This is a genomic window from Enterococcus sp. AZ084 (genome assembly GCF_051714905.1).
Taxonomy (GTDB): Bacteria; Bacillota; Bacilli; order Lactobacillales; family Enterococcaceae; genus Enterococcus_B; species Enterococcus_B pernyi.
Genome location: NZ_JBIOSS010000002.1, coordinates 64,183 through 85,101, shown reverse-complemented (window position 1 = coordinate 85,101; position 20,919 = coordinate 64,183). Strand labels below are relative to the sequence as shown.

Sequence of the window (20,919 nt, the reverse complement as noted above, 5' to 3'; positions counted from 1 at the left end):
ATACGTGCAGCCACTTGTTCTGCCATTTCCTTCACCACGATTTCAACTTCTTCTTTCCTCGTATAGTCCTTCGGTAGCACCTGAGAATTGTCATAAGATTTCTCTTTAGTTGGTTCTGGTGGTTCTGGTGGTTCTGGTGGTTCTGCGATATCCGTTCGATCAATGATACATCTTAATGACTGAACCTGACCTTAGAATGCTCGTATGAACACGTTTTTTTTACGTTATTAAAATCCCTCTCTATTAATTAAGGAATAACCTTCACTTCGATAACAGTCGTTTTTTAATATACTCCAATACCTCTAATTCTACTAAAACCTTACCAACATCTTTTTTATATATACTATAGCTAATAACAGCACAACATATTGTAAATATATACCAAGCTAAATAGTAAATCGTGCCTATTATACTAGTCAATTGAACATCTACAAAAAGAAAGTTAGGCAATACTAACGCAAATCCAGAAATAAAAATCACAAGAACTAAATTAAAAAAATTTCTTTTATCATCTAATTTTATTCTTTTTAATGCAATTAACCAATCTAGATCCACTTCATCTTCTTTTTTTATTTTTTCGTAATACTCTTTCATTTCCTCTTCATTCATAATAACCATCCTATAAATATTATTTAATCATCTAGTCGACATAACCCTAAATTATATCTAGTTATCATCATTGAATTTTATCAAGCAAAGGTTCAGCCATTTTATCTTCTATTCCCACGATAGAACCATCTATATATGCACTAGAATCAATAGAAGTAGTATCTATTTTTTCTTGAAATAAATATGATTTAAATGGACTTTCTTTTAAAACATAAGAAAAAATAAAATATTTATTATCATCAAGATTGTTGATATAAACTTCATATTCGTAACGCTGACCTTTTGGATAATATTTCATATTAGTTTTTTTTATTTTCTCTTTAGGAATACCTTGTTGGATTGCATAAGAAAATATTCCATCTTCTAACTTTGTTTCGTATGCTTTCTTTCTAATAAAATAAAAAGTAATAGAAAAGAATATGATATTTAAAAATACTACCAAAATTTTAAGTTTCTTTTTATCCATATAAATACCGCCTTTTTAAAGTTTACTAATTTTATCATAGTTATATTAACAATTAGTAAACCATATTAAATTTAACATTTAACATGATATAGAATTTTTTCTGGTCCCATTTGTAATTGGGGTACATGGAACATCCGTATGAAATAGTGCGGTATAAAAACGATACGAACAAGGGGTTTATCTTTGTTAAATTTGGGTGTACCCTAAATAGACACTAGCGTATCATTGAAAAATCTCGATTTCTAATGTATGATTAGGGTGTATTTTAAATAGTTTGAGAAAGTAGGTAAAAAATTGAAAGTTGCTTATATTCGAGTATCATCGATTGATCAAAATGAACAACGACAAATTGCAGAAATGAAAAAGTTCGGTGCAGAAAAAATTTTCATCGAGAAACAATCTGGAGCAACGATCACTCATCGACCGATTTTCCAGGAAGCTTTAGATTTTGTCCGTGAACAAGATATTTTTATTGTCGAAGCCATCGATCGATTAGGCAGAAATTATGACGAAATCATTGACTCAGTCAATTATCTCAAAAAGAAAAATGTGCAACTAATCATCACTAGTTTACCAATCATGGCTGAAGCAATTGGAAATCCTCTCCTGGATAAATTCATTAAAGATTTGATCATTCAGATCTTGGCAATGATTGCCGAGCAAGAGCGTACTGAATCAAAACGACGTCAGGCACAAGGGATAAAGATTGCAAAGGCGAATGGTGTTTACAAAGGACGTCCGAAGCTCTATAGTGCGGACGCAAAAGATCCACAACGTCGCCTTGTTTATAAAAGCATCGTTGAGGATCTTAATAAGGGAATTGCTATTTCAAAGATTGCTAAAGAATACAATGTAACCCGACAAACTATTTATAGGATAAAGAAAGGTCTAAGTAATCAATAATTATATAGCGAGTTACAATTAGTCCATTTTTCATAGTCATAAAAAGTTTTTATCACAGGTAGTTATTCTTTCTCGTCTAAATATTCAAAATGATAACCTAAACTACCCAACTCATTTAATTTTGGTTTTATTTTTTTAATTGTATCTTCAATATATTTAATTTCTATATTTGGATTGTCTAACGATTTCACTTTTTTATAAACCACATAATTTCTTATTAAGTCGTTTTCTTCAAGAAAATCCATTCTTCTTCCAGCAATACCTAGCAACCCATTAAATCTAAAGTATAATAAAAAATGATTTGGGTTTGTGTGGTACAATTCCTCAATTTTATCCCATAATCTTGGTGTCCATTTGTCAAACTTTTGCCATAAATCCAACTTTGACAAGTATGTTAATAAATAATAAAGTTTTTCCGTTTGATCTGAATATTCTTCTGAAAATACATCAATATCAGGTTCTATTTTACTTAGTGTATCGAATGATAATATAGAATTCATTTCAATAAACTTTAGCTTTTGTGACAAATCTACTCTATATTTTGCTAATTTTTTTGACCAGTTTTCATATATTCTTTTTTCAATATCAGTTTTTTGTATCAATGATTTTTCTCTTATTTTCTCTTTCTCAAATGAAATTATAAGTTTCGATAAATCATTATAATCATTATTCAAAGTATTCTGTATAGCAGCATTCAATATGATATTCTGAATTTCGTCTTCTAATTGATCATATTTTTTCATAAGATAGTTATACAAATCACCATTATAGTCACCTTTTTTCAAAATGTTCTCATTGATATTTTCAAAATCATTCAATATATCATTTATTTCCTTCTCAGTCATATTACTTACAGATTCAGATATAAAATACATCTCTTTGCTTTTAGCAAATGACACTGGATAGTCATTATTATCGCCTAATAGATCACTTATGGTTTGTTCGAGTTCGTCTTTTTTAGATGACACATATCCATACTTTAATAAGTCAGTGTATCTTGTATAATGAAACAAATATATATATATGATCACTAGCTGTTGACCACACTGTACATGGTCTTTTTTCCCGTGTAAAAAGAATTCTTGATTTACATAATCATTGAATTGTACTCTATCACGTAGATTCCTATTTTCTGTAATAAATAGATCTAATAAATCTGCTGGTAAAACGACATCAAATGTTTTTTCTAATTTCTTAAAATAATTATTCCATATATCTCGAGAGTGTAATACATAAGGTAAATCTATCCTTTTATCAATTATTTTTTGTAAATAATTATCTCCGCTAATAGGAACTTTCTTAATGTCACCTACAAAAATTATTGGTAGGCGATTATGCAATATATTAAATAATTTATATGCTTCATCTTGCTTATTCACAGATACACGATCAAAGTCATCTACTACCAATACTTTATTTTTAAGGAGCTTATCTATTCTATTACATTTTAAGATTGAATAGAAAAACTGATCTGATTTAATTTTAAAAAACTGGTAAATTGCTACTAATAAAGCAATTACTCCAGCACATTTTATAAGAATACTAGGAAGTATTCCTTCTAAACCCAAATTAATAACTGGAGTCGCCAAAATTGAAATTGCTACACAAATAACAAACAATATTTTAAAGAATATATACCATTTATGAAATAATTGGTTAACTCCTATATGAATTACTGTTCTCTCATCTTTCAACTCCCACAAGTTTAAATATATAAATTTTTTTTCTGATACTTGATCGCTTACCATATTCAAAAATTCAGTTTTTCCAGATCCCCATGGTCCATTTAAAAAAAATGTCTTTTTTTCATTAATCAATTCTGAAAACCTTCTTACCGATTCCGCAGTATCAATTCTTTCTAACTCTATTTGTTTTATGGTAATTCCCTCCTAAGAAATAAATTTCCCAATGTATCTTTTTTTATGATATATTTCAGTTCATTAAAAGTATATATTTTATGATTCATATAGCTATCAAATAAGATTTTAGCACAACTTAGTAATAATACTAACTAGCGATTTATTCCCTATTGCTCAACTTAGTTGTGATTCTATAAATTCAAGTACATTACAGATACGCAAGTGTCCAACAGGGTATACTCCAATGTCATTAAGTTAAGGAAAAAAGCAGGAAAACATTTAAGTTTCCCTGCTTTATTTTTTCTATGTAAAAGGACACTCTCTTGATACAATTATTTTAACAATAATAAAACGTCATAGCGCTACTTATTCTGGAGGTGCCCTTATGTCTAATACCATCAACATTTCATCCACACTTCAAGCAGCTCATAAAATCAAACAAAATTTAGAAGATCAAATTCGCTGTATTACAAATCAACCTGAAATTTTTGCTCAATCTCCGCTTGATTTTTCACGAAATAGAAAATTATCTTTTGAGACCACTCTCAAAATTATTCTCTCTTTCGGTGGACAAAGTCTTTCTAGTGAATTACTCTCTTACTTTGATTTTACACTTCAAACGCCAACTGCTTCCGCATTTGTACAGGCTCGAAGTAAAATAAAGATTGAAGCTTTCAAACAACTCTTCTACCGAACCATTCCTTCAAGTAACCAAAACAAGCAATATAAAGGGTACCAACTATTGGCTCATGATGGCTCCGATATTAATATTCCTTATGATGAAAACGATCCTGAATCCCATTACACCATCGGAAAGTTTGATAAATCTGTAGGATCTTTTCATCTCAATGCTTTATATGACCCATTAAATAAATACTATGCATCGGTAAACTTCCAAAAAATTAGACAGCTAGACGAACGGAGCAGTTTGTGTCAAATGGTTGATGAGTTTACTTTTGAAAAGCCGACAATTATTATTGCAGATCGTGGTCATGAGTCATTTAACGTGTACGAACATATTAGAAAAAGTGGTCAAAAATTCGTAATTCGAGTAAAAGATACCAAAAGTAATGGCTTTCTTAAAGGACTTGGATTACCTCAAAAAGGAACATTTGATAAAGAGGTTAACCTTTGGTTAACAAGAAGACAGACCAATAAAATCAAAGCTGACAAAAGCTATCAATTTGTGCGTAAAAAAGCCAGCTTTGATTATCTCCCATCCGATTCAAAAGAAAGCTATCCCGTTAGTCTCAGAGTCGTTCGGATTAAGTTGAGTGAGGATAGTTATGAATCTTTAGTCACGAATCTTGATTCCTTCACTTTTAAAAGCGAAGATTTAAAAGTACTTTATCACTTACGCTGGGGAATTGAAACTTCCTTTAGAGAATTAAAATATGCCTTAGGTTTAAACCAATTCCACTCAAAGAAACTAGAGTTTATTATTCAAGAAATTTACGCTCGTCTCATTATATACAACTTTTCAATGGAAATTGCTCAGGTAGTGGCGTTATCAGCTCCTTTAAAGCAGTTCTATCAGCTTAATTTCACACAAGCTATAGGCATTTGTAAAAGATTTTTTCTTGATCAAACCGTCAATGTAGAAATTTTGATAAGAAGATATCTCCTCCCCATACGACAGAATCGGAGTGACCAGAGAAATATAACAAAAAAGAAATTTGTTGGTTTTTTATATCGTATTGCCTAATATTATAAATCGGACTATACCATATAGGACGTTTTTTTGTGTTGCTTAAAAATATAAAATTGGTCAAGTTAATAAGAAAAAAGCGATATACTTGAGACTATTATTTACTTTTTTGCCTTAACTTAATGACATTGGGGTATACTCTGTTGGTCTCTAGGAAAATATCTTACTGAACCTAATTACGTTAACTGCTAAAAGAACAATAAATAAGAAGCAATAACTTTTAATTTTGATCATACCCCTATCTGAACAAGAAGCTTTACTCACATTTTTCACTAAAAGATTATTTAGTCGTGTTTATAGAGTTGAAAAATTTTTTTCTGGAACAATACTTATCAAAAAGAGTGTTCAAAATGTAATTTTTTGAACACTCTACAAAATCTTTTTCGTAATAATTTGGACGATCTACCCATTAAACAATCATAGAACATTGAAAATTATGGAATGTTTCGGTTCCATACTGAGATCATACCCGCATAATTCTTTGAAATAGGTGCGGTAATCCGTTTCAACCATTCGAATAATGGCCTCATCCGAAAAATTATCAAAGACAAGCACTTCCGAAACAATTCCCAGCTTCGCATCGATCCCTAAGATCTCTGGCCAGACTTGCCAAAAATTATCTTGAGAGATTTGTGCTATGAGGGTCTCCAATCGGTCCGTTTGCCTGTGTAAATAGTCCTTTAGGACTGGGCTTTTTCGTTTTCCTGCTGCTTCAAAAGTTTTCTGAAAGCCCTGTAAATAGGCCTCCTTTGTCGTAAATCCTGTCATGCTTCTTTTCCTTCTTTCTTTTAAAAAACAATCCGGTCGATCAATGGATTCAATCGATGTTTGACCCGTGTCCAGTCTTGCGCCGTCGGAAGACTGTTCATCAAGATATACTCGGTTTCCAGTGCGTAATCCAAAAGGTACGGTCGGTAGTTGGTGACAATCAGATCAATTTGCGCATCATTCAAGCTTTCCTGCGTCAATTCCTGCAGTGGAAGAAAGAGTAAATTGTAATGCTTACCTAAGAGCTCCTGGGCCTGCAGTCGAATCGATTGCACCACCAAATAATCTCCTTCCAGTAAAAACAAAACCTGCTTGACGGGTTGGTAATAATGAAACAACATATCCATGTATAACGTAAAACTGACGGCCACATCTTCAAAGGTCACTGCTGAAAAGCGAAGTGTCTGTGCATGCTTTTGTAAGAAGCAGGAATTGATCTCATGGATCTGTCCATAGGTTTGCTTGGCCATGATACGGACTTCTTCTAACTCTTTATTCAATACCGGACTTAACGCTTCATTGATCAGACGTGAGACTAAAAACGACGTCATAAATTCCCCTAACGTGTCGGTATCCCATTGTGCAAAGAAGGGATCCGACAGATAATCTGATACCACTTGTTCAAGGCCATCCCACTGATTGAATCGTTGACTGAATGTATGTTCTTGATCTACTCGATGAATCGTTCGCTTGGAAATGATCGATAGATGGACCCAAGCGAATTCTTCCTTTGGCAGATAGATCTCATATTCCTCATGGATCCTCGCTTGTAAAGAATAAAGTAGCTGAAAATCTTTTTCCTGATAATCGACGTTCTTCAACCACTTAGGCAATGAAATAAACTGATGTTGTTTGACACGAACCATCGTGATATAAAGATGGTAATAAAAAGCAGAAACGGTCGTCCCTGTCCCCAGCTCATAATCCCCCAGCTTGCTAGATAGTTCATCCAGAACCAATGCATGCAGCCCTTCGGGCGGACGAATCGTAAAGGGGGTCTGTTCACTGCTGTAATAAAAATCAAAAAAAAACTTGCGGATGTCGGCTTCTTCCCCTACAAAATTCACGGGGGTAAGAGTCAATGTTAGATTATATTCAGCTAAGAGCGGTTCAATTTTCACTAAAAACCGACGCAACGTACTTTCGGCATAACTGTACTGGTGTGCCAAGTCAGCTAATGCGATAGGCTCTCCGTAAAAAATCGTCCCGACAATATCAAGGAGAACTTCGTTCTCTAACAGTTGTTCTTTCTTTTCTTGGTATCCTACCCGGTCACGTTCGTCAAAATGAAAACCGTTATACAGTGAAAGCAATTCAATGGTCTTCCCAAAGTAACTTTTGATTGCTTGAATATCTTTGACCATCGTTCGTTGCGAGATCATCAAGCGTTCACTCACCGCAACAATCGTAAAGTGGTGTTCTCGTTCAATAATAGTCAAAATCCGCATCCAGCGACGGATCTCGGCATTCGTAATAAAAGCAATTTGTAATTCGCGCATACCTATCCTCACTTTTTCATTTTGTTCCTTTTCCCTTCACAATAACCACACAATGTTCGTTAGATTGTTTCTCTTGTGGGCAAAGTTGTTAATTCAAGCCTTCCTGTGCGTACTTTTTTTGGGACTTGATTCATTACTTTGATATGGCTTAGGAAACATAATTGATTCGCTAAAATCATCTATAAAGGATGGTCAGTTCTTTCCCCATAGTTAACTGATCCACAAACAAAAAAAGGCTTTTCTTCATGAATCAGTGCTTCTTTCTTATCATAATACCTCCTTCGCGTAAAAAAAGAAAATTGGTAACCTTTTTCATTACCGACCAATTGGATCATCTCATCGAAATAATCTTTTTCTACTTATATGTATTACATGATCATTCGACGTCCAAAGCCAGTTTGATTGATCAGAGTCTGAGCTATGATGCACTCTTTTTCTGATAGCCCTAAAAATATTACTCCACACATAGTCTTTGGTAATAAAGACTAAATGATAAAATAAATTCTGAATTTTTTCTTTCTGTGAAGAAAAAGAAAAGAGCCGCAGCCCTTTTCTTTTTCAACTAATTGTCGGGAACTGCACTCAATTCCCACGTAAGGGTCGTTTGATAGGTAGCTGTTCTTGGGTTCGCCGTTGGTGGAACTTCAAGGGCGACACTTTCACCTGCACTTTCCCTGTTGCCGAAACGATAAATCCAAGTCCCCGCTCCTTGACCATCGTGCGCGGTCACAAGAAGCGTTTTTTCTTCTGGGATCAGCACAATCCCGTCTTGATTTTGAAGCATTGGTTCGTTAGATTCTTGGACAGATGCAAATTGTTGGTTATTAAGCAACAAACGTGCGCCTCTAAGTTGATTGTCTTGACGATCCGTAAACTGATTATTTTGTGTAACTGCTAATTGCCAACCGTGACGCTCCTCTTCTGGGCGACGATCACTGACTTGGATATAATTTGGTCGCTCTTCTGCGTCATTGATGCTTCCGTCAGCATTCAACAAGTGTTGGGGTTGTGCATAATAGCGCTTGGTCTGCGCAGAAATGCCTTGGGTTCCAAATGAAAAGCGTGACGCAAAATCAATACTCAGTGTCCCTTGATCTTCAGGAAGTTCTGGTGGATTTTCTGGATCAACTTCTTTTTCGGGTGCCAATGGATCGACTGGTAACACAGGATCTAGAATATCTTTAGTATATACATAAGTAACAGTCTGTGCCTCTTCGGTAAATCTTCCTGATGCATTTTTGGGCACTTCAGTTAAAGTATATCCGTCAATTTCTTTAGCCTCAGTCTCATATTCTTCATCAATCAGTCCGCTGATAATCTCTGTCTCTGACAACTCCTTTAGAGCATTATCAACATATTCAACCGTTATGTCTCCCCCTTGTTTCTTTTGATAGACTGCTTGTACAACTGTATCAGTAGTCCCCATTGTAAAAGTAGTCGTTGCATTTGTGGGGTTTAAAATACGGCTTCCGGTTCCGGATACTATTTCCCAACGAAGAAAGTCAAACCTCTCCGCTGGATTCGCATGAATCATGGTTGTCTCCCCTTGAATAATCGTTGTTGTTTCTGCCATAGGCATTCCCCCAACAGTAGGACTCGCTTCTAAGGAAAGTACATAGGAAGGGCGCGGGGGAGTGACCCAAGAACTCCCAGATCCATTAAATATAAGTGTGCTATACCATGATTCTCCGAACAGTTGGGTGTAACGTTCTTCGAAATCATTTGGATCCGATTCACTAGTTAGTACTTGTGAGCCATTCACCCCAGTGAGAGTGGCATTGACAGAATGCCAGGATGACTTAGGCGTAGAAACATTCATTGCCATTGTCAGTCTATTTGCATTTATTATAATCCTGCTGGAAGAGTCAGATTCAATAGGTTTTATACGATTATTGGCAACAGCACTCCTAGATGATATATTGCTTCTTCTATCTGGTGCTGGAGTTATAGTTAGTGTTCCACTACGAACCAAAGATATCGCAGGACCACCCCAAGGTGAATTCAATTCAAAGTATCCTCTTAGATTAATATTTTGAGCATGAATAATAGATGGATTGCTATTATATGATGCAAGTATATTATTTATTTCAACTAGACCGCTGCCATTATGTTTAATAATAGGATCATTGGTGTTTGCACTGTTTGCACCCATTAAAGACAAACCATTTAATGTTAAAGTAGCTGCTCCACTCAGTTCTAAATTATTGTTAGAGCCAAACATACTGAGTACTGCATGAGCTTGAGTTGCGGGTCTGCCTATAATATTCACCGAGGTGTTTCTGGTGTTTAATGAACTTCCTAAAATCGAGCTAGAATAGGAAATTGACTGAGTAATTACTATTGAGACAGTTCTTTGGTCATTCCATGCACTTCTAAATTGAGACCAATTGCTAGGTGTAGCTGTATTTCTCTGAGGATCAACAGAGGCTTCCAAAATCCGATTTGTTTCTGTTTGAATTAGTTCTTCGGGTATCGATAGGTTCTTCTCAGCTGCCACGACTGATTGAACTGCAACAGGAATATCCTTCATCACTTCTACATCTTGACTTTCTGATGGCTGCTCTTCGAGGCCAGTATTCTCTTGATCCTTTAAGTCAGAAGATTTCTGGTCCTCTGATTTCAGAGTACTTTCCTCTACTTCTAAATAGAAATGATCTGCGTCATGATCGACAGTTAAGAAGTAGTTTCCCGGTGTCGCAAACACCACAGGAAGTGTAAATTCAGTCTGTCGTTCTTTTGTGTGAAGCGTCCAGTATTCTCCATGGGAGTGAGTGATAGACTCTCCATCAGAAAAATGATTTGCCAGTACTTGCCCTTCCCTCGGTACCCGCACCAGAACCTCATCTGCAGGATAAGTACTTGTAAAACGCAAAATAACTGGTTGATTCGTGACTGTCTGAAAAGTCTTTTCTACAAATGAAAACTCTTGAACCACTGGCGGTGCTTCTTTAACCGGTGCAACAGCGGTACTCATTGCTACATAATCTGGTATATGGCTACGAAAATCAGTGAGTGTCTGTTCATCTATGGATTCATTCGTTTCTGCATAGCCTCGTGTGATTCCCAATGGTATCACATGTGCCAATAGTAAGAGTGTAGTACATACCAAAGCTTGTTTGCGAAAGTTCACGCTACATTCCTCCTTAGTCTTTTTCTTGCCTTCTTTTCTTTAGAGCGAGATAAAGCAGAATCACGACCAATAGAGTTAACAAAATGAGCGCACCGATCATCCACCAATTCGGACTGTTGTCGATCATGACGTCTTCGCGGTTTAACTTACGGGCATCGTCGGCATCGATCGTAAACTCACGAGTCCAGGACCATTCATTGTCTCCCGACTTTGCGGTTAGTTCTAACACGTAGTTCCCACTTCGAAAACGATCTCCCTCTAAAGAAATCGGAAAGTTAAAATTCGAATTGGGCGCCATCTGCATCTTCTCTTTACTGGCCTCATAGAGAACGTCGCTCTCTCCTGCTCGTTTCACGGTAGCTTCCACCGCCAATTGATTGACAAAGGTGGGCGTGAAGTTTTGTAGCGTGGCACTGATCACATTGCGATAGTTCAATTGATCCGCAAACACATCTAATAGTTCCAACTCCGGTTGCACCGAGTCTCGGGTATTACTGACGACCACACCTACCACATGGGCAAATTCATTCTTGATCGCTACCCCTTCTCCTTCTGGTGCTTCACTTTCTTCCTCTTCTTTTACTTCGGTGATTCGTAAACCACCAGCTAAATACCCTTCAAAGGCGTCTTTAGGCATCTGTAAAGAAATGTCTATGACCTTTGTTTCTTTTCCTGCGAGTGTAATGACCTCCGAAGGAGTCATCAGTTCATCCAAGGAGTGAACCAAGGTTGGATCTGCTTCTTCGGCATCTTTGCCATACTCGACATTTCCCAAAGTATTGGTATACGCCGTATGCGGTGTCACCTGGACATTGATTGGTTCTGAACTGGAATTACCGACTTTCAGCTGCAAGGTCTCTTTTTGACCAGGAGCGAGTAATAGCTCATAATACCCTTTACCTTCATCGACTTGACTTTCGGGAAAAAGCGGGGTGACATGTGTATTTAAGGCCGTCTCTTCAGCTTGGGCTGAAATGGGCAAGAAAAGGAAAAGTATCACTAGGAGCCACAGCCCGCTTTGCGTAATTTGTTTGTGTCTCATTTTTTTAATCCTTTCTAAAAAAAGCAGCGCCACAGAGATCTGTAACGCTACTAGTGACTAATGGAACATGGAAATTGTTACTTCTTAAAGGTCATTTTCAGGTGTTAGTTCTAATTCCCATGTCAAGGTAGAGGTATACGTTACCGCATCTTTAGCAGTCGAACCAGGAACGAATAATTGAATCGCTTCATTCTCTACAACAGCTGCGCCATCTTCTACTTGTTTTGCAATCGCATCATGATCTCCCCAAACAGCCGTCGAGGTACCAGCACCTTTTTGGTTAGCTGCCGTCATAATCGGTACGGCATCATTATTTGGAATCAATTCCAATCCACTTGCATGAATGCTCGGTGCTTGAGCTGCATCATCGATACTGTAGCGTAGGGCCGGATCGAATAACGTGATTTTTGCGCCTTTTAATACCTTGTTTAATGTATCCGTAGGTGCTTCAAATTCTGTTAAACTTACACTTAATTCCCATCCTTCATTGGTACCGCGGGTGTCTTGGACTTGTGCCAAACTTACATAAGGAACTTTATTTTCTTCACCGGTTGTTCCTGTTTTTTGTTGTCTTTCAGCGACCATATTGTAATGCTCATCTGTAGTTGAGATAATTTGTGAACCGAAGTTCATTGTTGGCACAGTTGCGATTGTTAAAGGTCCTTTGTTTTCTCCATCAGGACCAGTGACTGGCGGAATAGTTACATCAGGACCATCCGGTCCAGGATCAACGACTGTGTCATCATTTCCTGGCGTGAAGGTGATTTGACCCTCAGTGGTTGTTTTGCGAACTTCTTGTGTTTCCTTCTCTTGAACAGTTTCTTCGGCGAAGGCTTGTACGCCTCCGGCAAAAATGGTTGTTGATAATGCAGCTACAGTTGCTAACCGGATAAATTTCATTCTTAAATTCCTACTTTCATTTAATTGTTTTTTGTGTTGCTTTTCTTCTTTTGTACCCTAAGGCTAATAAAACGCTACCCACTAAGAAACTGCCGATCCATAGTCCAAGTGAGCTATCAATCATATTGGTTTTCGGCAAAGTACCGTCTGGCTTTTGTGGGCTAGTGCTAGGTGGTGGGTCTGGCGGACCGATTGGTTCATAGGCCCCGGTAAATCCAATCGATCCTTCTGACTCAACGGATTGGACCTGTGTACCGTAAACCAGCAACGGAAACTGCATCGCTATTATTAGGAAACATAGAACGATTATTTGGCCGACCGTTTTTCGCATATTCCCTCCTCCTTTAATGTTCTTCTCAAAATTCATCGTTTTTAAGGAGACAAAAAAAAAGACATTCGATAGAATCAAATGTCTTAAAAAAGTTATTAAATTAGTCTTTCTATTTCAGAATATAAATAGCGAATATAAATTCTAAAAAACGATGGTTTTTGATGCAAATCATTAAACAAAATAAGGATCAACTTGAAGCCTTATTTGCATCTCTTATATTACAAGATTCTCACCAAAATAAATAATCGAAATTTTCACTTCGGTATGCAAATTTAGAAAAACGAATATTAAAAAAGAATCATTAAAAAGAGCGTACAGCAATTTTTTCTCTGGATACTTTTGATTGATCCATGTAATTTAGAAAATATTTTTTGGTCATAAATCGTTACGAAATCTAGATTCAGTCAAATAACGCATTCACTATTTTTCAGAGCAACCCTTCTAAAAGGTGGAAAACTAAAGTTTGATTAAGTTAATTGTTCATGGAGAGTTGACTTAATTAAGCTCGTTTAGATAGTTGGTAGGAACCCAATAGAGTATACCCCAATGTCATTAAGTTAAGGAAAAAAGCAGGAAAACATTTAAGTTTCCCTGCTTTATTTTTTCTATGTAAAAGGACACTCTCTTGATACAATTATTTTAACAATAATAAAACGTCATAGCGCTACTTATTCTGGAGGTGCCCTTATGTCTAATACCATCAACATTTCATCCACACTTCAAGCAGCTCATAAAATCAAACAAAATTTAGAAGATCAAATTCGCTGTATTACAAATCAACCTGAAATTTTTGCTCAATCTCCGCTTGATTTTTCACGAAATAGAAAATTATCTTTTGAGACCACTCTCAAAATTATTCTCTCTTTCGGTGGACAAAGTCTTTCTAGTGAATTACTCTCTTACTTTGATTTTACACTTCAAACGCCAACTGCTTCCGCATTTGTACAGGCTCGAAGTAAAATAAAGATTGAAGCTTTCAAACAACTCTTCTACCGAACCATTCCTTCAAGTAACCAAAACAAGCAATATAAAGGGTACCAACTATTGGCTCATGATGGCTCCGATATTAATATTCCTTATGATGAAAACGATCCTGAATCCCATTACACCATCGGAAAGTTTGATAAATCTGTAGGATCTTTTCATCTCAATGCTTTATATGACCCATTAAATAAATACTATGCATCGGTAAACTTCCAAAAAATTAGACAGCTAGACGAACGGAGCAGTTTGTGTCAAATGGTTGATGAGTTTACTTTTGAAAAGCCGACAATTATTATTGCAGATCGTGGTCATGAGTCATTTAACGTGTACGAACATATTAGAAAAAGTGGTCAAAAATTCGTAATTCGAGTAAAAGATACCAAAAGTAATGGCTTTCTTAAAGGACTTGGATTACCTCAAAAAGGAACATTTGATAAAGAGGTTAACCTTTGGTTAACAAGAAGACAGACCAATAAAATCAAAGCTGACAAAAGCTATCAATTTGTGCGTAAAAAAGCCAGCTTTGATTATCTCCCATCCGATTCAAAAGAAAGCTATCCCGTTAGTCTCAGAGTCGTTCGGATTAAGTTGAGTGAGGATAGTTATGAATCTTTAGTCACGAATCTTGATTCCTTCACTTTTAAAAGCGAAGATTTAAAAGTACTTTATCACTTACGCTGGGGAATTGAAACTTCCTTTAGAGAATTAAAATATGCCTTAGGTTTAAACCAATTCCACTCAAAGAAACTAGAGTTTATTATTCAAGAAATTTACGCTCGTCTCATTATATACAACTTTTCAATGGAAATTGCTCAGGTAGTGGCGTTATCAGCTCCTTTAAAGCAGTTCTATCAGCTTAATTTCACACAAGCTATAGGCATTTGTAAAAGATTTTTTCTTGATCAAACCGTCAATGTAGAAATTTTGATAAGAAGATATCTCCTCCCCATACGACAGAATCGGAGTGACCAGAGAAATATAACAAAAAAGAAATTTGTTGGTTTTTTATATCGTATTGCCTAATATTATAAATCGGACTATACCATATAGGACGTTTTTTTGTGTTGCTTAAAAATATAAAATTGGTCAAGTTAATAAGAAAAAAGCGATATACTTGAGACTATTATTTACTTTTTTGCCTTAACTTAATGACATTGGGGTATACTCTGTTGGTCTCTAGGAAAATATCTTACTGAACCTAATTACGTTAACTGCTAAAAGAACAATAAATAAGAAGCAATAACTTTTAATTTTGATCATACCCCTATCTGAACAAGAAGCTTTACTCACATTTTTCACTAAAAGATTATTTAGTCGTGTTTATAGAGTTGAAAAATTTTTTTCTGGAACAATACTTATCAAAAAGAGTGTTCAAAATGTAATTTTTTGAACACTCTACAAAATCTTTTTCGTAATAATTTGGACGATCTACCCATTAAACAATCATAGAACATTGAAAATTATGGAATGTTTCGGTTCCATACTGAGATCATACCCGCATAATTCTTTGAAATAGGTGCGGTAATCCGTTTCAACCATTCGAATAATGGCCTCATCCGAAAAATTATCAAAGACAAGCACTTCCGAAACAATTCCCAGCTTCGCATCGATCCCTAAGATCTCTGGCCAGACTTGCCAAAAATTATCTTGAGAGATTTGTGCTATGAGGGTCTCCAATCGGTCCGTTTGCCTGTGTAAATAGTCCTTTAGGACTGGGCTTTTTCGTTTTCCTGCTGCTTCAAAAGTTTTCTGAAAGCCCTGTAAATAGGCCTCCTTTGTCGTAAATCCTGTCATGCTTCTTTTCCTTCTTTCTTTTAAAAAACAATCCGGTCGATCAATGGATTCAATCGATGTTTGACCCGTGTCCAGTCTTGCGCCGTCGGAAGACTGTTCATCAAGATATACTCGGTTTCCAGTGCGTAATCCAAAAGGTACGGTCGGTAGTTGGTGACAATCAGATCAATTTGCGCATCATTCAAGCTTTCCTGCGTCAATTCCTGCAGTGGAAGAAAGAGTAAATTGTAATGCTTACCTAAGAGCTCCTGGGCCTGCAGTCGAATCGATTGCACCACCAAATAATCTCCTTCCAGTAAAAACAAAACCTGCTTGACGGGTTGGTAATAATGAAACAACATATCCATGTATAACGTAAAACTGACGGCCACATCTTCAAAGGTCACTGCTGAAAAGCGAAGTGTCTGTGCATGCTTTTGTAAGAAGCAGGAATTGATCTCATGGATCTGTCCATAGGTTTGCTTGGCCATGATACGGACTTCTTCTAACTCTTTATTCAATACCGGACTTAACGCTTCATTGATCAGACGTGAGACTAAAAACGACGTCATAAATTCCCCTAACGTGTCGGTATCCCATTGTGCAAAGAAGGGATCCGACAGATAATCTGATACCACTTGTTCAAGGCCATCCCACTGATTGAATCGTTGACTGAATGTATGTTCTTGATCTACTCGATGAATCGTTCGCTTGGAAATGATCGATAGATGGACCCAAGCGAATTCTTCCTTTGGCAGATAGATCTCATATTCCTCATGGATCCTCGCTTGTAAAGAATAAAGTAGCTGAAAATCTTTTTCCTGATAATCGACGTTCTTCAACCACTTAGGCAATGAAATAAACTGATGTTGTTTGACACGAACCATCGTGATATAAAGATGGTAATAAAAAGCAGAAACGGTCGTCCCTGTCCCCAGCTCATAATCCCCCAGCTTGCTAGATAGTTCATCCAGAACCAATGCATGCAGCCCTTCGGGCGGACGAATCGTAAAGGGGGTCTGTTCACTGCTGTAATAAAAATCAAAAAAAAACTTGCGGATGTCGGCTTCTTCCCCTACAAAATTCACGGGGGTAAGGGTCAATGTTAGATTATATTCAGCTAAGATCGGTTCAATTTTCACTAAAAACCGACGCAACGTACTTTCGGCATAACTGTACTGGTGTGCCAAGTCAGCTAATGCGATAGGCTCTCCGTAAAAAATCGTCCCGACAATATCAAGGAGAACTTCGTTCTCTAACAGTTGTTCTTTCTTTTCTTGGTATCCTACCCGGTCACGTTCGTCAAAATGAAAACCGTTATACAGTGAAAGCAATTCAATGGTCTTCCCAAAGTAACTTTTGATTGCTTGAACATCTTTGACCATCGTTCGCTGCGAGATCATCAAGCGTTCACTCAAGGCCACGATTGTAAAGTGGTGTTCTCGTTCAATAATAGTCAAGATTCGCATCCAACGTCGAATCTCAGCATTGGTAATAAAAGCAATTTGTAATTCACGCATACCTATCCCTCACTTTTCACTTGGTTCCTGTTCTACTATATGTTTACTCGTTAAAAGTAATCGGACAAAATACATCGAATCGCGTTTTTGGCAGGAAATTGTGGCAATTCAATGTCTCCAGTCGGTCTCATTTGTTGGTTTTGGTTCGTTACCTTGATATGGCGAATAACCCCTGGTCGTTCCATCAATGCACTATTGGTGAAGTGAAGGCCCCTTTCTTTCCTCACAGCTTCTATCTTTATTTTGATCCAACACTTCAAGGCGAAAAGACCAACCAAATCATAAGAAGGGACGATGGTCTCACTGTATCGCTTTTTCTGCGCCAAAAAGTGGGGCATGAGCGCATTAGCAGTACGTTCTTCTTGCGGCTTTTCTTCAAGAGGTGCCAGTTGGAAGAATTTCTCCATCAAACAAAGTAAGTTATCAAATAGATGATAAGCCCACGTACTAGCGCTCCTTTGTTGGTAAAATGCTTGGATAAAGTCTTGTTGTATCGAAGGATTCAGAAATTGACTTTCATCTAGAGAAAGTAAAAACAACGCAACTTTTTCTGTATCTGAAAGTACAATGTTCACTTGTTAATCCAACGTCTGAACCAACGCTGCTTGTAGGACTTCTGTTTATGCCTTGATCCGGTAGAAAATAGCCTTGATGGACCCAAAGTTGGGGCAGTTTCAGTCATTGATTGAACAGCGTAGTATCCAGATTCTAAGGGCAAAGTGAAACAAAAATCATAGAGAAACTAGTAGATCCCAGCTTCTTTCCCACTTAATTGAATGTTATAGACTTGAGTTTGAATTCATAATGCTTGGCCAACAACGTTTTAAGCTACTGTTTCCTCCTATAATAATACCTACCCCTTTGGGTCAAGAAGCAAAAAATGATAGCCTTTCCCATTCCCAATCAATTGGATCGATTCCCTAAAATAGCCCTTGATCGCCTTCCGATCCTCTAGGATCGTTCGTCGGCCCAATCCGATTTGTCCGATTAGATTCTGGGCTATGACTTGTTCTTCTAAGGGTTCCAACAAAATTAATCAGCGCTTGGTTTTGACCGTAAAGATCAACTGATGAAATAATGCCTGCCGCGTTTTTTCTTTCCTTTCTATGAAGAAAAAGAAAAGAGCCGCAGCCCTTTTCTTTTTCGGCTAATTATCAGGGACAGCACTTAATTCCCAGGTGAGGGTCGTTTGATAGGTGGTTGTTCTTGGATCCGCCGTTGGCGGCACTTCAAGGGCAACACTTTCTCCTGCACTTTCTCGATCACCAAAACGATAGACCCACGTTCCAAAGCCTTGGCCGTCTTGTGCGCGCACAAGGGGGGTATTTTCTTCTGGGATCAAGACCACGCCATCTTGATTTTGTAGCATCGGTTCACCCATTCCCTGGACGGATGAAAATTGTTGGTTGGTCAACATCAAACGTGCACCTCTTAGTTCGTTTTTGTGAAAATCCGTAAACTGACTGTTTTGTGTGACCGCTAATTGCCAGCCATGGCGCTCTTCTTCTGGGCGGCGATCACTGACTTGGATATAATTCGGTCGTTCTTCGGCATCATTGACGGTTCCATCCAGATTCAACAAGCGTTGGGGTTGTGCATAATAGCGCTTGGTCTGCGCAGAAATGCCTTGGGTTCCAAATGAAAAGCGTGACGCAAAATCAATACTCAGTGTCCCTTGTTCTTCAGGAAGCTCAGGTGGGTTTTCTGGATCAACCTCTTTGTCAGGATCTAGTGGATCTACCGGTTTAATTTCCTTTTGTATATCATAGACGTAATTAACAATAATTGGTTCAACTGTAAATATACCAATTTCATTTTCAGGAGTGTCTACCAGTAGGTATCCTGGAATATCTACTGGTTGAGTTTTGTAAGTTTCCCCGATAGGTCCGCTTAATATTTCATTTTCTAATAGACTGTTTCCTTGCAAATCTGAATACGTGACCATAACTTCCCCATTAGGTAGAGGAGGGTCTACCCATCCTCCACTCGATCGCGCATTTAATATAATACTTGCTTGGCTGGTCAGTCTACCCGGATAACGGTTAGTAAAATCATCTGGGATAGTCACAGCCGATATAATCTCAGAAGAACCTTTGAAATGGATATCTACCTCTTCCCAGGTTAATCTTGTTATCGGACTGTGAAAGCGATCTTGCAACATAAGTTCTTTACCTTTTATATAGATGTCATGGTTCGATCCGATTAATTTGAGAGCACCATCATTTACAGGAGCACGTATGCCTGTCACCCCTGTAGATTCCCTACTATAAATTTCTAATGTACCGTTACTAGCTAATTCCACATATGATGCCAGTTGCCCACCAGACTCAAGTAAAATATTTTGTGCTGCTACTGATTGTTCTACCTGTGACGAATTGACCACAACTTTTCCTGAACCCGAATGAGTAATTACCGTACTGCCTATTGCCCCATCAAGCAGTGTATTTTGAATTGTTAGCATTCCATCTCCAGACATTGCTAGTCTTTCAGAACTATTTCCCATACTTAATAGGCCTCGACCCCAGGTACCCTCTCTTCCTATGATTATTACGCTACTGGATCGTGAATTCAAGCTATTAAACAATCCTGAACTATATCTAACATAACCATTCAATTGAATCACTGTTGTTGATGAACTATTCCAAGCCGAACGAAATTGTGACCAGCTGCTCACGTTGCTCACAGATCGATTTATTTCATCTCGTGTTGCTTCTAAAATTCGTTCTTCTTCTACATTAATAATATCTTCGGAGATGACCAAATTTTCTTCTGAGGCGAGGAGAGGTTGTAATATTTTTAATTCTTCATCGACCTTTATGAAATCCCTTTCCTCTGCGATATCTACTTCGATTGCCGGCTCAAGAGAGTTATTATTTATCTCTTCCATTACTTTCAAATAGAAATGATCCGTATCATGATCAACCGTAAGGAAATAATCACCTGGGGTAACGAACACAACAGTTAGAGTAAAAGTTGTATGTTTCTCTGCTGTTATGAGCCGCCAGTATTCACCGTGAGAGCGCTCTATCCGTGCCCCTTGGGGTAATTCAGATTCCAGCACCTCCCCTTCATCAGGAACTCTTATTATTACTTCATCTGATGGAAGAGTACTGTTAAACCTGATAGTGACTGGCTGGGAGACTGAAGTTGTAAATGTTTTTGCAACGAATGAGAAGGTTTGAATTGCTTCATCTTGTTGCCGTGTCTGTGACATAGCTTTTATGTTTGGCTCCATCGACTCTAATGTTGGTGACACAGTAGAGGAAATAGTTTGTGATAAGGTAGTTTGATTATCTACTAGTTTATTTTGTGTATGTGCAGAATAGACTGCACTATTCGGTAAAAAAATTAATTGGAAACACAAAAAAGCAAGGCAAATATATACTATGGTTCTGTATCCATTTTTTCTCATTATATACCTCCGTTA

17 protein-coding genes and 1 pseudogene are annotated in these 20,919 nt (G+C 37.2%); 3 read left to right on the top strand and 15 right to left on the bottom strand.

The window, feature by feature from the left end; genetic code table 11:
• The 3 genes and pseudogenes from IGI79_RS14315 to IGI79_RS14305 all read right to left on the bottom strand — a co-directional run.
• Window positions 1–164: pseudogene (locus tag IGI79_RS14315) on the bottom strand (DinB/UmuC family translesion DNA polymerase); the annotation flags it as partial.
• A gap of 97 nt (window positions 165–261) precedes the next feature.
• Window positions 262–609, bottom strand: a complete 348-nt coding sequence (locus IGI79_RS14310; protein ID WP_438846081.1) for a hypothetical protein — start codon at window positions 607–609, stop codon at window positions 262–264.
• Window positions 610–676: 67 nt separating this feature from the next.
• A complete protein-coding gene (locus tag IGI79_RS14305; RefSeq protein WP_438846080.1) occupies window positions 677–1,075 on the bottom strand; it encodes a hypothetical protein in 399 nt (132 codons plus the stop codon).
• A 294-nt stretch (window positions 1,076–1,369) separates the two neighbouring features.
• Here IGI79_RS14305 and IGI79_RS14300 point away from each other — a divergent pair, with 294 nt between their 5' ends.
• Window positions 1,370–1,978 carry a recombinase family protein gene (locus IGI79_RS14300; protein ID WP_438770942.1) on the top strand — a complete coding sequence of 203 codons (609 nt, stop codon included), beginning with the start codon at window positions 1,370–1,372 and terminating at the stop codon, window positions 1,976–1,978.
• 62 nt (window positions 1,979–2,040) lie between these two features.
• On the opposite strand, the gene IGI79_RS14295 is transcribed toward IGI79_RS14300, so the two are convergent.
• Window positions 2,041–3,795, bottom strand: coding sequence for a P-loop NTPase fold protein (locus tag IGI79_RS14295; RefSeq protein ID WP_438770943.1), 1,755 nt, complete (start codon window positions 3,793–3,795; stop codon window positions 2,041–2,043).
• A gap of 427 nt (window positions 3,796–4,222) precedes the next feature.
• Here IGI79_RS14295 and IGI79_RS14290 point away from each other — a divergent pair, with 427 nt between their 5' ends.
• Window positions 4,223–5,542 (top strand): IS4 family transposase, encoded by a 1,320-nt coding sequence (locus tag IGI79_RS14290; RefSeq protein ID WP_347082699.1) that lies wholly within the window; start codon window positions 4,223–4,225, stop codon window positions 5,540–5,542.
• 420 nt (window positions 5,543–5,962) lie between these two features.
• On the opposite strand, the gene IGI79_RS14285 is transcribed toward IGI79_RS14290, so the two are convergent.
• From IGI79_RS14285 to IGI79_RS14260, 6 genes are all read right to left on the bottom strand, one after another.
• Window positions 5,963–6,313, bottom strand: coding sequence for a DUF7006 family protein (locus IGI79_RS14285; RefSeq protein ID WP_347082509.1), 351 nt, complete (start codon window positions 6,311–6,313; stop codon window positions 5,963–5,965).
• Between the two features lie 20 nt (window positions 6,314–6,333).
• Complete coding sequence (locus IGI79_RS14280) at window positions 6,334–7,812, bottom strand: helix-turn-helix domain-containing protein (protein ID WP_438770945.1); 1,479 nt, start codon at window positions 7,810–7,812, stop codon at window positions 6,334–6,336.
• A 562-nt stretch (window positions 7,813–8,374) separates the two neighbouring features.
• Window positions 8,375–10,942 (bottom strand): WxL domain-containing protein, encoded by a 2,568-nt coding sequence (locus tag IGI79_RS14275; protein WP_438770946.1) that lies wholly within the window; start codon window positions 10,940–10,942, stop codon window positions 8,375–8,377.
• A gap of 13 nt (window positions 10,943–10,955) precedes the next feature.
• The gene (locus IGI79_RS14270; protein WP_347085532.1) at window positions 10,956–11,984 is read right to left on the bottom strand and encodes a DUF916 and DUF3324 domain-containing protein; all 1,029 of its coding nucleotides are present in this window, start codon (window positions 11,982–11,984) and stop codon (window positions 10,956–10,958) included.
• An 84-nt stretch (window positions 11,985–12,068) separates the two neighbouring features.
• On the bottom strand, window positions 12,069–12,884 hold the full coding sequence (locus tag IGI79_RS14265) for a WxL domain-containing protein (protein ID WP_347082642.1): 816 nt from the start codon (window positions 12,882–12,884) through the stop codon (window positions 12,069–12,071).
• Window positions 12,885–12,900: 16 nt separating this feature from the next.
• The gene (locus IGI79_RS14260) at window positions 12,901–13,215 is read right to left on the bottom strand and encodes an LPXTG cell wall anchor domain-containing protein (protein ID WP_347082644.1); all 315 of its coding nucleotides are present in this window, start codon (window positions 13,213–13,215) and stop codon (window positions 12,901–12,903) included.
• Between the two features lie 687 nt (window positions 13,216–13,902).
• Between IGI79_RS14260 and IGI79_RS14255 the strand changes: the two genes are divergently transcribed.
• A complete protein-coding gene (locus IGI79_RS14255; RefSeq protein ID WP_347082699.1) occupies window positions 13,903–15,222 on the top strand; it encodes an IS4 family transposase in 1,320 nt (439 codons plus the stop codon).
• A 420-nt stretch (window positions 15,223–15,642) separates the two neighbouring features.
• Here the strand turns inward: IGI79_RS14255 and IGI79_RS14250 are convergent, their stop codons facing one another.
• The 5 genes from IGI79_RS14250 to IGI79_RS14230 all read right to left on the bottom strand — a co-directional run bounded on the left by IGI79_RS14250 (window position 15,643) and on the right by IGI79_RS14230 (window position 20,904).
• Window positions 15,643–15,993 (bottom strand): DUF7006 family protein, encoded by a 351-nt coding sequence (locus tag IGI79_RS14250; protein ID WP_347082509.1) that lies wholly within the window; start codon window positions 15,991–15,993, stop codon window positions 15,643–15,645.
• A 20-nt stretch (window positions 15,994–16,013) separates the two neighbouring features.
• Entirely contained in the window at window positions 16,014–17,492 is a 1,479-nt protein-coding gene (locus tag IGI79_RS14245; protein ID WP_438753825.1) for a helix-turn-helix domain-containing protein, read from the bottom strand.
• Window positions 17,493–17,542: 50 nt separating this feature from the next.
• The gene (locus IGI79_RS14240) at window positions 17,543–18,067 is read right to left on the bottom strand and encodes a hypothetical protein (RefSeq protein ID WP_347082694.1); all 525 of its coding nucleotides are present in this window, start codon (window positions 18,065–18,067) and stop codon (window positions 17,543–17,545) included.
• A gap of 278 nt (window positions 18,068–18,345) precedes the next feature.
• Complete coding sequence (locus tag IGI79_RS14235) at window positions 18,346–18,519, bottom strand: hypothetical protein (RefSeq protein ID WP_347082692.1); 174 nt, start codon at window positions 18,517–18,519, stop codon at window positions 18,346–18,348.
• 120 nt (window positions 18,520–18,639) lie between these two features.
• On the bottom strand, window positions 18,640–20,904 hold the full coding sequence (locus IGI79_RS14230) for a WxL domain-containing protein (protein ID WP_347082690.1): 2,265 nt from the start codon (window positions 20,902–20,904) through the stop codon (window positions 18,640–18,642).
• Between the last annotated feature and the right edge of the window lie 15 nt (window positions 20,905–20,919).

What these genes read in the sequence shown, in the direction of transcription:
- IGI79_RS14310 (WP_438846081.1), bottom strand. Translation starts at nt 609, where the DNA reads ATGAATGAAGAGGAAATGAAAGAGTATTACGAAAAAATAAAAAAAGAA.
- IGI79_RS14305 (WP_438846080.1), bottom strand. Translation starts at nt 1,075, where the DNA reads ATGGATAAAAAGAAACTTAAAATTTTGGTAGTATTTTTAAATATCATA.
- IGI79_RS14290 (WP_347082699.1), top strand. Translation starts at nt 4,223, where the DNA reads ATGTCTAATACCATCAACATTTCATCCACACTTCAAGCAGCTCATAAA.
- IGI79_RS14285 (WP_347082509.1), bottom strand. Translation starts at nt 6,313, where the DNA reads ATGACAGGATTTACGACAAAGGAGGCCTATTTACAGGGCTTTCAGAAA.
- IGI79_RS14280 (WP_438770945.1), bottom strand. Translation starts at nt 7,812, where the DNA reads ATGCGCGAATTACAAATTGCTTTTATTACGAATGCCGAGATCCGTCGC.
- IGI79_RS14270 (WP_347085532.1), bottom strand. Translation starts at nt 11,984, where the DNA reads ATGAGACACAAACAAATTACGCAAAGCGGGCTGTGGCTCCTAGTGATA.
- IGI79_RS14265 (WP_347082642.1), bottom strand. Translation starts at nt 12,884, where the DNA reads ATGAAATTTATCCGGTTAGCAACTGTAGCTGCATTATCAACAACCATT.
- IGI79_RS14260 (WP_347082644.1), bottom strand. Translation starts at nt 13,215, where the DNA reads ATGCGAAAAACGGTCGGCCAAATAATCGTTCTATGTTTCCTAATAATA.
- IGI79_RS14255 (WP_347082699.1), top strand. Translation starts at nt 13,903, where the DNA reads ATGTCTAATACCATCAACATTTCATCCACACTTCAAGCAGCTCATAAA.
- IGI79_RS14250 (WP_347082509.1), bottom strand. Translation starts at nt 15,993, where the DNA reads ATGACAGGATTTACGACAAAGGAGGCCTATTTACAGGGCTTTCAGAAA.
- IGI79_RS14245 (WP_438753825.1), bottom strand. Translation starts at nt 17,492, where the DNA reads ATGCGTGAATTACAAATTGCTTTTATTACCAATGCTGAGATTCGACGT.
- IGI79_RS14230 (WP_347082690.1), bottom strand. Translation starts at nt 20,904, where the DNA reads ATGAGAAAAAATGGATACAGAACCATAGTATATATTTGCCTTGCTTTT.